At 46.1% G+C, this 12687-nt stretch carries 10 protein-coding genes; 2 read left to right on the top strand and 8 right to left on the bottom strand.

Going from position 1 to position 12687, the window contains the following annotated elements:
* Positions 1 to 330 precede the first annotated feature (330 nt).
* A complete protein-coding gene (locus EDM56_RS20395) occupies positions 331 to 1752 on the top strand; it encodes a sigma-54 interaction domain-containing protein (RefSeq protein WP_122919762.1) in 1422 nt (473 codons plus the stop codon).
* A 56-nt stretch (positions 1753 to 1808) separates the two neighbouring features.
* Here EDM56_RS20395 and EDM56_RS20390 read toward each other — a convergent pair whose 3' ends face one another.
* The 8 genes from EDM56_RS20390 to EDM56_RS20355 form a co-directional block, all read right to left on the bottom strand.
* Entirely contained in the window at positions 1809 to 3428 is a 1620-nt protein-coding gene (locus EDM56_RS20390) for an amidohydrolase (protein WP_122919761.1), read from the bottom strand.
* A gap of 21 nt (positions 3429 to 3449) precedes the next feature.
* Positions 3450 to 4937, bottom strand: coding sequence for a sodium:solute symporter family protein (locus tag EDM56_RS20385; protein WP_122919760.1), 1488 nt, complete (start codon positions 4935 to 4937; stop codon positions 3450 to 3452).
* Positions 4934 to 5134: a DUF3311 domain-containing protein gene (locus EDM56_RS20380; RefSeq protein ID WP_122919759.1), complete on the bottom strand. Its 201-nt coding sequence runs from the start codon at positions 5132 to 5134 to the stop codon at positions 4934 to 4936. Before EDM56_RS20380 ends, EDM56_RS20385 begins: the two co-directional genes overlap by 4 nt.
* A 547-nt stretch (positions 5135 to 5681) precedes the next feature.
* A complete protein-coding gene (locus EDM56_RS20375) occupies positions 5682 to 7487 on the bottom strand; it encodes a methyl-accepting chemotaxis protein (RefSeq protein WP_122919758.1) in 1806 nt (601 codons plus the stop codon).
* Positions 7488 to 7622: 135 nt separating this feature from the next.
* Complete coding sequence (locus EDM56_RS20370) at positions 7623 to 7892, bottom strand: DinB family protein (protein ID WP_183192535.1); 270 nt, start codon at positions 7890 to 7892, stop codon at positions 7623 to 7625.
* Between the two features lie 243 nt (positions 7893 to 8135).
* Positions 8136 to 8414, bottom strand: coding sequence for a CD3324 family protein (locus EDM56_RS20365; protein WP_122919756.1), 279 nt, complete (start codon positions 8412 to 8414; stop codon positions 8136 to 8138).
* A 157-nt stretch (positions 8415 to 8571) separates the two neighbouring features.
* Positions 8572 to 9603 carry a Cfr family 23S rRNA (adenine(2503)-C(8))-methyltransferase gene (locus tag EDM56_RS20360; RefSeq protein ID WP_122919755.1) on the bottom strand — a complete coding sequence of 344 codons (1032 nt, stop codon included), beginning with the start codon at positions 9601 to 9603 and terminating at the stop codon, positions 8572 to 8574.
* A gap of 540 nt (positions 9604 to 10143) precedes the next feature.
* Positions 10144 to 11166, bottom strand: coding sequence for an AraC family transcriptional regulator (locus EDM56_RS20355; RefSeq protein ID WP_246009466.1), 1023 nt, complete (start codon positions 11164 to 11166; stop codon positions 10144 to 10146).
* An 87-nt stretch (positions 11167 to 11253) separates the two neighbouring features.
* On the opposite strand from EDM56_RS20355, the gene EDM56_RS20350 reads away from it, so the two are divergent.
* Entirely contained in the window at positions 11254 to 12666 is a 1413-nt protein-coding gene (locus tag EDM56_RS20350) for an MFS transporter (RefSeq protein WP_246009465.1), read from the top strand.
* Positions 12667 to 12687: the final 21 nt, after the last annotated feature.

The following is a 12687-nucleotide window of genomic DNA, read 5'->3' as shown; positions in this document are numbered from 1 at the left end:
GAATCAAATATCTCCATTGTTACAGATAAGAGTCAGTCTTGTCAAAGAAAAATGGTTTTTGTTTACATAATTTTTGTTATGTCATGTTGTGTAAACAGAATAGAGAATCGGGTGTTAAAGCCGCAAGTGCTGATTTTGCAGGCAGCATTTCGTAAATTTGCACCCGCTTTGTTTCCATAATATTTATTATGTTAACAATTAAAGCGATCAGCATACTGTCTCTGTCACTCGCAACTTTCTAGCGAGGTCCAATCATTTTCACTATGTTATACTGGTAATAGATTCGAAATAATACGACTCTTTCCACTTCTGTATCGAGGAGGTTTTCTTTTGGATACACACCGTTTCGAGTTGGAATCCGACTACTTTCTGCAAATCCTGGATACGATTGATAGTGGCGTGCATATCGCCGATTTTCAAGGAAATACGCTATGGATCAATAAAACCGTTGAAAAAATGATAGGAATAAAACGGGAAGATCTGATTGGTATAAACGTGTCCCAGCAAGAACAAAATGGGATGTTCTCCCCTTCCGTCATTCGGACAGCGCTTGAACAGAAGAAAAAGAGCACATTGGTCCAGCGCATGCAAAACGGGAAAAAATATATGGTTTCAGCCCATATTCTCTATAATCAGAAGAATGAACCGCAGTATGTGATCGCGTACGGACCGGATTTTAACAAAGTCCTTCTGGAGGGCTCGCCAGCAGAAGTCGATGAAATACGGCTTCTATTGGAGCGCTACATTCGGGAATTACGGAGATCAAATGTAAAGCAAAGCTATAACGGTAAGGAAGAGCATGCCTTTATCGGAAAAAGCAAAGCGTTTGACACGTTGACGGAGTTCATTGAGAAAGTAGCAGATGTGGAGACGACCGTCCTGATTGCTGGAGAAACAGGAGTGGGCAAAAATGTTGTTGCAGAGCACATTCATCAGCTGAGCGAACGTCAGGAGCATCCATTCATCCATATTAATTGCGCAGCCATTCCTGAGGCGCTTCTGGAATCCGAATTATTCGGTTACCAAAAAGGAGCGTTTACGGGCGCAAATAACAGCGGGAAGTTGGGCTTGGTGAAAATGGCGGAGAAAGGGACGCTATTTTTAGATGAAGTCAGCGAATTGCCCCTCCCCCTTCAGTCAAAGCTTTTGCAGCTTCTGCAGAATAAAACCTATTTGCCCATTGGCTCTTCCGAGACCGTAAAAGCGAATGTCCGCATCATCGCTGCAACCAATCAAGATCTGGAAATGCTCGTGGAGCAAGGGAGGTTTCGTGCTGATTTGTTTTATCGGCTGAATGTGCTGCCGATCCATATCCCGCCTCTGCGTGAGCGTCAGGACGATATTTTTCCGCTGCTCTGTTTTTATTTACAAAAATTCAATAGCAAATATAATCGGAATCGAAAGCTTTCCAATGAAGCGATTCATGCCCTACAGCAATATCGTTGGCCCGGGAACATTCGCGAGCTGGAAAATGTGCTGGAGCAGCTCGTGATCATGGCCAAGAAAGACGAAATCACGCTCCCCGATCTTCCCAAACGCTACCTTGAACAAACAGACAAGGAAGTTCACAGCTTCTCCGTCTCGCAAACCGCATGCTTAAAAACAACTCTGCATGACATTGAAAGAGAGATTATTCTTCAATCGTATCAGGAACACAAAACGACGCGAAAAACAGCAAAAGCACTTGGTATTACCCAATCGTCACTGATTAGAAGGATGGCCAAATACAATATGGACGTATCAAGATCATGACGAAAAAACAGGTCACAAGCAAGTGGAACGCTCCTTGCGTGACCTGTTTGTCTTTTCTAGCAACTGGATACTGCATCTCTTACATATTCCATTTTGCCGCCAATGAGCGTCATATCCACCTGAATCTCTTTAATGCGATCTTCTGCAACATCGAGAATCGGTTCGCTTAACACGACGAAATCCGCCAGCTTCCCAACCTCGATACTGCCCTTGATGTTTTCTTCGAAGCTTGCATAAGCTCCGTTCCAGGTATACAGCTTGATTGCTTCTAGGACGGTAATCTGCTGATTGGCTCCGACCGCTTGACCTGACCCGCTTTTTCGATTCACGGCAACATGGATGCCGAGCAGCGGATTGTAGTGGGTAACAGGACAATCAGAGCTTCCCGCCGCAATGATTCCGTTGTCGATAAAATCACGCGCGGGATACATGTGATTCACCCTCTCGCCGTAGTTTTTGACGTAGCCATCGCCAAATTCGTAAAAGAACGGCGGATTCGGAACAGGCACAACCCCGAGCTTTTTCATCCGATCTAGCAAATCTGGCGTGGTAATACCCGCATGTTCAATCCGATGGCGATGATCGTTACGTGGATATTTTTCCAACGACTCCTCAATGCAGTTTAAAACCATTTCAATCGCACGATCCCCTTGCGCATGCGCGGTAATCTGGAACCCTTTTCTGTGAGCCTCTCCGAGAATCTCGTTTATTTTTTCTTGCGTGAAATACAAGATTCCGTAATTTTCAGGATCGCTTGTGTAAGGTTCTCTCGTCGCGATCGTGGGACCGCTGCTGCTGCCATCGGTAAAGATCTTCGCCGGCCCGATTCGAAAGCGTTCATCCCCCAATCCTGTAATGACGCCTGCCTCAACCATCTTCTTAACGAAGTCCTCAGAGCGATTCAAGGAGCCGATCATAGCGTACACTCTCACCTTGATATCATCCGCTTTTACAGCTTGTTGGAGCATGCGCAAATTCTCTGGGCCGAATCCACCCGCATCATGGATACTCGTGATTCCTGCCGCAATAAAATCAGCGGATGCCATCGCCATCGCTCTCCGAATCTCGTCCTCCGTATAAACCGCTATTTGCATCAAGCTTGAGTGAGCGGTTTCAATGAGCAACCCAGTCGGAATGCCCTCCTCATCGCGATCGATTCTTCCTCCATCCGGGTTAGGCGTTTCCTCGGTGATACTGCCCAATTCCAGCGCCTTGCTGTTTACGACTGAAATATGAGAGCATGTACGGGTGATCTGAATCGGATGCTCGGTCGAGATCGCATCCAATTCCCAGCGGGAGGGATATCGCTGTTCTTCTATTTTCGTCTCGTTGAACCCTGACGCACGCAGCCATTCTCCTTTCGGGGTTTGCCCCGCAAGCGCTTTCAGTTCGGCAAACAGATGCTGCAGCGATTTGATATGGGGCGCTTTGCAATCCAGGCCGAGCTTGACGGTTCCATACGCGGTAAGATGCAAATGGGAATCAATAAATCCTGGCAACAAGCTTTTCCCATGCAAGTCGATTTTTTGGGTCTGTTCCCCAATCCAGCTTTCAATCTCTTGATTTGAGCCCACCGCAACGATACGACTTTCTTTTACTGCTACCGCTTCGGCGAAACGATTTTTTTCATCAACTGTAATCACTTGCCCATTCACAAAAACCAGATCTGCAACCATTTGATCACCTCATTGAATTTTTTACACTACCTTGCTTTTTGCATATTCATTTGATGGCAGTTGATGCCCGAGCCCTTTGGTCAGCATGCTGACAACGATGGTGACGAGCACGTTGGCGACAAGCGCGATGATCCCCACATTCAAATCAAGCACCCATTGTGGAAAAAATGGAACCAGCGAGATGATCGTCATTTTCGTAATCGTGGTATACGAAACGATGCCCACACCGACAATGATTCCAGCCGCTCCCCCCTGCTTTGTGACGAAGCGATTCTTGGTGAAGCTAAAAATCAAAGCTGGAAACAATTGCGTCACAAAACTGTATGCCATCAAGAGCAGCGTTACGATGGTATTGCCGCCATTTAGCGTAAAGAAGACGGAAACCAGCGTAATAACAGGGACCAAATATCGCGCCAATTTCATGACTTGTACATCTGAGGCTTGCGGAACAAATGTTTTATAGACGTTCTTTGCCAGAAGCGTTGCGCCTGATAACAGCAGCATGGAGCCGGGTACCAATGCGGTCAAGAGCCCTACAGCTCCGATCAACCCAACAAACCATGGATCAAACGTTTGAATGGAAATTTTCAATAAAGCCAGATCCGCATCAGGCCCTTTCAAACCGGGCACTTGGCCTATAGCCGCAAACCCGACAAAGAACACGAACAGGAGCATGAGCGTATACAATGGACTGATTATGGTATTTTTACGGAGCGCCCGTTCACTTTTCGCGGCAAAAATGCCACCAAACCCATGCGGCCACATATAGAAGCCGAGAACGGTCAGCAGTACACTTGAGATAAACCACGAGATGCTAAGCCCTTTTTCCGGAATTGCCAAAAATCCGGGTGCTGCCTCCTCGATGCTGGAAAACATCGACGAAATTCCACCGTAGTAATGAAAGGGAATGTAGAATCCTAAAAAGACAACGATGCCAAAAATCATGATATCCTTGATAACAGCCGTCCATGCTGAGCCGTGTAACCCGGACACCATCACATAAACGGTAACGGCTATGGCTCCGATCCAGATGGCGAGGGTCGGTGAAATGGAACCATACGAAGCTTGTGAAACGATGATCCCTAATCCTTTCAGTTGAAGGACAAGGTAAGGAATAATCGAAATGATGCCAACAATCGCGACGAGCACTCCCAAAAATGGACTGTCGTATTTCTTTTCATAAAAATCGGATAGCGACATCAGCTTGTGTTTGTTTGCATATCGCCAAATGGCAGGAAGCAACCAATACCCGATAACACATGACAGCGAAATGTAAGCAAGGATATAGTAAGCGGGTCCTCCTTTCCCGTAGGCCCACGCGCTCCCACCGAGGAACGTGAAAGTTGTATAAATCTCCCCTGCCATGAGAAGGAAGACGAACAAGGCGCCAAAACCCCTACCGCCAACCGTCCATTGCTCCAAATCCATTTTCTTCCCCTTTTTTGCTCGAATCCCTAAATAAATCGACAAGAGCAAAAATCCAAAGATCACAAGCAGCGCAATATTCATGACTGATCACCCTCCTGATTCGCTGGATCAATGCGAAAAATAATCGCCAAGATCACGGATGTTAGAACGACCCACAGCACAAACCAGAATAGAATGAACGGCATCCCTAACATGAATGGTGTAACCTGATTGATCAGCGGCAGCAAGCCTAACATGCCAATAAACGGCAGAACTCCAAGAATGTGAATGAGCTTCATAGCAAACCTCCTTTGTTTGTAACCATCACGAATCGGCTAGTTCTCCCCTTTCTCCTCCTTTTCAATGGAATACTGTCTGTAAGTATTAGCTGTTCGTAAGACTATCTAGCAATTTGCGTGCCGATAAAAAAGCGCTTTTATGCGTGAATATTCGAAAAAATATCACTTGAAACCGGTTGTTTTTCCTATTCCGTGACCCCATTTGGTTCGAAAGTGGTTCGGTTGATTCGATTTCGCAGCACTTTTGTTCAGTTTGTTAATGCGATTGATGACAAAAGTGAATCAGTTTCGAAGCGAAAATACGCGCGCCATCCGAAACTGGCTACGCGTGCACCTTATTTCGTTTCATCACCGCTTGTAAGGACTTGATCATATCGCTTAGCCACTTCGTGACCGTTTGATATTATGTAGAATTAGCTAAACAAATAAAAACGGGGCCCTAACGGCCCCTTTCAGCAGCCGACACAATGAGTGTCGGCATTTTTTTGTCGTGATGGAGCAAAGAGGCACAAGAGATCATCTTTTGGCTTCCTCACAGTTGCCGGATCTAAAGCTTGAACTGCTTCACGAGCAGAAGCATTTCTTCGGAAATCCGGCTCATTGAGTCCGCCGATGCGGAGATTTCTTCCATGGCTGCGAGCTGTCCGACCGTGGCGGTGGAAATCATCTGTGCCAGATCGTTGGACCGAACCGCCATGTGATCGATCTCCTGCAAGGAAGCATTGAACTCCTGTGAGCTAGCGGATATTTGTTCAGCCGCAGCAGAGGTCTCCTGTACGTGATAAACGGCGCTGCGTGTTGCGACCAGAATTCTTTGGAACGCCTCCCCCGAGTGCCGGATGGAATTAACACCAGCCTGCACCGCTTGCTCCCCTTGATCCATAGCAGTGGCCGCTTTATTTATATCGGCGAGAATTGCCTGAATCAGCTCAGTGACTTCCATTGCCGATGTCCTGGAGCGCTCAGCCAATTTTCTGATCTCATCCGCAACAACTGCAAATCCTTTGCCCTCCTCGCCAGCTCGTGCAGACTCGATCGCTGCATTCAGCGCTAGCAGATTCGTTTGGGACGAAATGGTCGTCATCGCATCAATGATCTCGCCAATCTGATGCGACCGCTCGTTCAGCTGATTGACGATCAGCGAGAGGTCGCCCACCGTCGCGGATACGGCAAGCATTTTCTCCGCTGACTGTGTGATCAGACCGTTTCCATGTTCAGCATGGCTTAAGGTAGCCTGTGACGCCTCAAAGGCTGTCGATGAGGTGGATGCGATGCGCTGTGCACTGGCTGATAGCTCCTCCATAACATAGGTGCTCTCCTGTAGGCTTCTTTTTTGCGTTTTATTGCTCATGGCCACTTCTTGTGCGGAAACGGATATTCGGTCTGTGGCCGCTGTCGTTTCCCCGAAGGTGACGGACAAGCCGCGGGAGGCCGATGACAGGGCATCAGCGTGGGACAGCAGCCCTTGCGTCAGCTCTCTTAATCGGTTGTGCATGGTCTGGAAGGAGGCGTACAGGTCGCCAATTTCATCCAAGCTATGTATGGCAAGAGGTCTTTGTGACAAGTCGCCCGCTGCAACCTGTTTGGCTTGCTGTGTCAACTGGACAAGCGGCCTAGTAAGACGCATCGCAAGCAGGATAACGATAGTCCCGCCGACTGCAATACAGCCCAGCAGTGTATACACAGTGTACTTCACAATACGTTGCTGTCCCGCATTATAATCCTTGATATAGGAGCCGGCTACAATCGTCCATCCCCAGTTTGGATCCCTTAGCGAATAGGCAATTTTCATAGCATCTGCTTCCGAGTTTGGCAGCGGCCACCTGTATATCGTAACTCCGCCGCCTTGCTGCTGCCCCTTCTGGAGCATGTCCCGAATATGATAAAAGCCGTCACTTGTGTGCTTGTCCCAAAATTTCTCCCCTTCCTGTGTCGGGTGGGCAACCAGATCACCCTGGTCGTTTAGAACAAAAAAATACCCGTGTTCGCCAATATCGATTTTTGTATTGATTGTCCGCGTACCGTCCGGCAGCTTTTGCCCAAGAATCAGCTGCTTCATCTTCTCCTGAGCCTCTTCCTTGCGTAATGCGCCGTTCTTGACGGCATCCTCGAACGAAACGATAAGCTGTGAAGCCATCTGAACCGTATTTCGGAGATTGGTCTCCATCTGCACGTCGCTTTCACGGGCTGATACCCAGATGCTCATGCTTCCTACCAACAATGCCGGTATGATCAGGATCGCTAGCGAGATGACCAGCAATTTATTCCGAATGGTGAACCGCCATTGTCTTGTATTTGGTCTTGTATTTGGTCTTGTATTTGGTCTTGTATTTGGTTTTGTATATGTTTTCATGATTGTCCTCCCGTAAAAGCCCCTATTAGACCCTGCCCTGAATGCAGCATATCGTGTACCCGTATAAAAACGGATGATCAAAAACAGCAGTCCAAAGTATCCGTTGAACTGCTGACATGGATCAGAACCGTAAGATTATTTCAATGCCTTCAGCATGGCACCCGGCTTCGTTCCATAGGCGAAAAAGTCCTGGTAGGTTGCAGGAAGCTTCTTATTCAATTCGAATTCCGAAAGGCCGAATACGTGGAAATCTGTCACAGTAAGCACATGACCAATATGCCAATGAATGTTGTTCTTGAAGCCTTCCGGCACGAGACTACGCTTGTCCTCTGGACATTGCGCAGTTAGCTCTACCAATTGATTGTGACGATTCTTCAAACTGTCGAAAATAAAATCTGTTCTCATGTTTTTCATATCTCCTCAAAATGGTCAAGTTGATTCACTATTTGTTACATCATTTGATGCCTTTCATTACGCGTACACTACATTTCAGAAGAACCTATAGATATAAAGCTAACTGATAGAAATAACATAAACTATATACAAAACGGTTCTGTAATGATTGGTATAACCTTTCAGATAAGTCCTTTCTACATCAGGGGACATGAAAAAAGATGATCCCGTGTGCGTACAGGGATCATCTTCTGATTACAGTTCAGCGATTTTTTTGTTATAAATTATTTTTCTAATCGCATAAACAGAAAGGTGGTAGGATTCAGCAAGCTCTTGAATCGACTTACCAGAAGTATATGCTTGTATTATTTCACTATTTCGCTTATCTATCTCTTCACGTAAACCGGATTGTTCTCCCCAATTTTTATGTTGATCTTTTATTGCGGGAATGTAGATGTATTCGCCTCGCACATAATCTTGCAATTTTTCAACCAATTCTATTGGGAGAATTTCATTAGCGTTGATATATCTCATGTAGACTCACTCCTTGAATAAATGAAATACCTCAAGTAGCAAAGCCAGCATGATTGGTGATGATGTTATTCCATGCAAATATCACCAAATATCTGTCTTTGCATGGAATTGAACATGGGTAATTGCAATATTCTCCTGAGACAAAATGCATTCTCCTCTAGTTGTGTCCGTATAGCTGACCGCATGCTGCATCAATGTCCGTTCCGAATTGAGTGCGCACAGTGACATTGATTCCCTTTGACTTTAAGATACTGACAAATCTTTGTACCCGATCTTTGTCTGATTGATGAAAGCTTTCAGGCGTTACGTCGGTTGTATTGTAGGGGATCAAATTGACGTGATATAAATGTTCCCTAGGACCTCTGTGCTTTAACAAAGCAGCAATGGCTTCCGCATGCTCATTTGAATCGTTTTCTCCTCGAAGTAATATATACGCAATATATACTTTTCTACCTGTATCACGAATATGCTGATCCAACTTGTTCAACACATCAGAAAGCGGAAAACGATTGTTTATGGGCATTAGCTCGCTCCGCTGCTCGTCGAACGGAGAATGCAGTGAAAAGGTCAGGTTAACCTGTGGAAATTCTTTTGCCAGACGTTCGATACCCGGCAAAATTCCGATGGTGGAAACTGTTATTCGTCGATGCCCCAGGCCAAAGGTTCGTGGATCTGTTAGAATCATAAGCGTTTCAAAGATATTAGGATTGGCTAGCGCCTCTCCCATGCCCATAAACGAAACACTATCCAAGGCTTGACCATTTAAATGAAAGTATAACAGTTGATCGGTAATTTCATCAGCGGTTAGATTTCGTTTCAGTCCGATTGTACCTGTAGCGCAGAAGCGACAACCATATCCGCATCCGCACTGGCTGGAAATGCAGTATGATTTCCAGCCGCGCTCATAGCTTAGTTGAACTGCTTCTATGTGTTCACCGCCCTCAATGGAAAAAAGCACCTTATTCACTTGTCTGGATGTCTTTTGCATGACAGGGGTTACGTTCAAAACGTGTTCGCCAAGGTTTTTCATTAATTCGTTTCTTATCCCCTTAGGCAGTACGGTCATTCTGTCATATTCACCTATTCTTTGCCTGAAGATTGCATCCGCAATTTGTTGGAACCGATATGCGGGTTGTTTCAATTCTTTCAATATGTGTTGAATCTTTTCGTATTTCGAAGTCGATTTCATGTTTTTTCTCCTCTTGAGCCGGAGAAAATGCCTTACACACCAATATTGGGTGTTTGGCATCTACATTAACCAACTATATTAAAACCTAACGATACTTGCAGCTCCAGCCGCTACGTACATCTATCGATAGATGGATAATGCTCCGGCATCCGTTTCGTTTGATCGTGAACCGTACCAACGGACAATGAACGGTTCACTTGAACATTTACAATTTCAAACATTTATTTCAACCTCCTACTATCAATAAGCAAAAATAATGAGCTACAAGAAAGTTACCTTTCTTGTAGCTCAAACAAACAAATACGAAAATCGAACCCAATTAATGGATTAGATTTTGTTATTTTATTTGAGTGAAAAGAATAAGTAACTTTCTTGCTTAACAAAGAATAAAACAAATTTTGTTTTATCGTTCGTAGATAGGCAAGAAATATTACATTATTCTCATCATCTCCCCTAGATTAATTATTCGCATTGTAGCACAACCAAATTCACATTTCAAATTTGTATCCATCAAGGAATAAAGAAACTGGCCGACACCACTTAACTTTCCTCAAATCGCCCGGCATATGAAGTGCTACGCAACGATTTCATATCCTGGAGAGGAGGTAGCCCAAATAGCCTCCGATACTCCCGATTGAACTGTGACGGACTTTCATAGCCAACTGTCAAGCCAGCTGCCGTTGCCCCCATGGGACCACCAAGCATGAGTCGCCTCGCTTCAAGAAGGCGAAGCTGCTTCTGGTACTGCAAAGGCCCCATTGTCGTGACGGCTTTGAATTTATGATGCAGCCCAGAGATACTCATGTTACAGGATTGGGCGAGTTCCTCAATGGTGAAAGAGCGTGCGTAGTTTTCTTTGATCCATTGAATGGCCTTTCCGACTCCGTCCGCTCTTTGGTCAAAGAGCGCCTTTTGCAAAAATAAGTGCCCAAAATCTCCTGATAGCAAGGTAAAAATCATTTCCCTTTTGATCAACTCTGACAGAAATCGAACTTCTTTCGGCTTATCAACAAGCTTCAGCAACCGGAAAAATATGTCCAGCAGAGCGGCATCTGATTTTCCGATGAAGGCACCTGCCACCCGATTTTTCTCCTTTGGCTCCGTGCTGATTTCCGCCTCCATGACCACAGAAGCTATTTCTTGAGTCGTAAAATCGACTCGTAAACCAATATACGGCGATTCTTCCGTAGCGTCGATGACTTGGGCGGCAACCGGCAAATCGATGAGTGACGCCAAATAATCGCCCGCCGAGTAATGAAAGATATCTTGACCAAGGTAAAGCTTCTTAGCCCCTTGAAGGATCAGGCAAAAGGAAGGCGTCAACACTCCCTGATTTTTCGGCGTTTCACGACTGCTCCTGACGATCGTAAGAAATGGAACTATCGTTGGCGTCCGTCCCTCCGACAGGGTAATCCGATCCGCCATTGCAATGAGCGGATCCAATGCTTTTTTATGAATAGAAACACTCTTTCCAATGTTCGCTTGGTTATCCACTCTTTGTTCCGGCATGAATTCCATCCCCCATTCCTTTTTCAAACTACAACACTTTGCAGTTTTAGGCAAGTTTCATGCAGTAACGGTCTACTTCCTTCCCCCGATTCCGTTCATAATATTTTTCAGGAACACGAAATTACGGAAAAGGAAAGGAACATGATTATGCATCAGTCAAAATGGATAATTTTAACCATTATCATCGCTTGTCAACTGATTGTTGTGCTTGATGCCTCCATTATGGTAACGGCACTCCCTGAAATCGGCCGTTCGCTGCATATGACGGCGACCAGCTTGACCTGGGTCCAAAATAGCTACATTTTGCCGTTCGGCGGTTTCCTGTTGCTTGGTGCCCGGGCAGGTGACCTTCTGGGACGCAGAAGAATGCTTGGTGTAGGCATTGGATTATTTTCGCTTGCCTCCATGCTGGCTGGTTTGGCGCCGACTGCCGAATTTTTGCTGGTTTCCCGTGCATTCCAAGGCTTTGCAGCTGCTTTAGCAACGCCTGCTGCACTAGCATTACTGTCTGCGAGCTTTGTCGAGGCTAAGGAACGTTCCAAAGCAATTGCGATGTACAGCGCGGTTTCAGCTGGGGGCGGCAGTATCGGTCTCCTTCTTGGCGGATTTTTCACCGATTTTATGTCTTGGCGTGTCGGGATGTTCATCAATGTACCCATTGGGATTGCTTTGATGTATTTGGTACAGAGGTATATACAGAAAACAGGTACGAGGACCGGACGTTTTGATTTTTGGGGTGCGATTGTCTCCGTCATCGGGATGACCGCGTTGGTATACGGCTTTGTTCAGGCTGCCGAGAGCGGTTGGGGGAAACCTGAAACATGGATTTCGCTTGCTGCCGGGATTATTTTGTTAGCGGCATTCGTTCTTATTGAAGCCCGGGCAACGGAGCCGATCATCCCGCTCCGATTGTTTGCGAACCGCCAACGGTCCGGGGCTTATCTTGGAAGGTTCCTCATGGTGTGTGGGAATTTTTCACTCTTCTTCTTTATCCCTCAGTATTTGCAAAACGTGCTCGGTTTCAGCTCACTGGAGGCAGGTTCAGCCTTCCTGCCATTTACAGGTGCCCAGTTCGGGATTATGTATTTGATTCCAGGGATGGTGCATCGTTTTGGAAATAGGAACGTCCTGATGGCCGGTTTGCTACTAGCCATCATAGGTACCCTCTGGATAAGCTGGATCGTTGCCGTGCAAGCCCAGTTCTTTCCGGAAATGTTCATCCTCTTGATGATCATGGGCATTGGCGCCGGAATGGTTTTCCAACCGCTCACTGCATTGGGGCTCTCTGGTGTAGATCCTCACGATACCGGTGCAGCTTCGGGTCTCATCAATGTCGCGCATCAAAGCGGTTCCTCGTTGGGACTGGCTATTCTCATATCCGTATTTGATGCAGCGAATCGTACGGATGAACATTCTCAGATGCATTTCGCTCATGCGATATCGAGCTCCATTTTGGGATCAGTGTTATTTATAACGTCTGCTCTCATTGTGACGCTGATCTGCTTTCTTCCGGCAAGCCAATCCGTACGAGAACAAGCATTACCTGATGCATGACAGGGGCTGGAATAAAACGGA

Origin of the sequence: Brevibacillus fluminis (assembly GCF_003710825.1) — a bacterium.
Classification (GTDB): Bacteria; Bacillota; Bacilli; order Brevibacillales; family Brevibacillaceae; genus Brevibacillus_D; species Brevibacillus_D fluminis.
The sequence above is the reverse complement of the archived record's forward strand: the minus strand, read 5'-3'. Positions and strand labels throughout refer to the sequence as shown.

What these genes read in the sequence shown, in the direction of transcription:
- EDM56_RS20390 (WP_122919761.1), bottom strand. Translation starts at nt 3,428, where the DNA reads ATGGTTGCAGATCTGGTTTTTGTGAATGGGCAAGTGATTACAGTTGAT.
- EDM56_RS20370 (WP_183192535.1), bottom strand. Translation starts at nt 7,892, where the DNA reads ATGAGAACAGATTTTATTTTCGACAGTTTGAAGAATCGTCACAATCAA.
- EDM56_RS20375 (WP_122919758.1), bottom strand. Translation starts at nt 7,487, where the DNA reads ATGAAAACATATACAAAACCAAATACAAGACCAAATACAAGACCAAAT.
- EDM56_RS20350 (WP_246009465.1), top strand. Translation starts at nt 11,254, where the DNA reads ATGATTATGCATCAGTCAAAATGGATAATTTTAACCATTATCATCGCT.
- EDM56_RS20360 (WP_122919755.1), bottom strand. Translation starts at nt 9,603, where the DNA reads ATGAAATCGACTTCGAAATACGAAAAGATTCAACACATATTGAAAGAA.
- EDM56_RS20385 (WP_122919760.1), bottom strand. Translation starts at nt 4,937, where the DNA reads ATGAATATTGCGCTGCTTGTGATCTTTGGATTTTTGCTCTTGTCGATT.
- EDM56_RS20365 (WP_122919756.1), bottom strand. Translation starts at nt 8,414, where the DNA reads ATGAGATATATCAACGCTAATGAAATTCTCCCAATAGAATTGGTTGAA.
- EDM56_RS20380 (WP_122919759.1), bottom strand. Translation starts at nt 5,134, where the DNA reads ATGAAGCTCATTCACATTCTTGGAGTTCTGCCGTTTATTGGCATGTTA.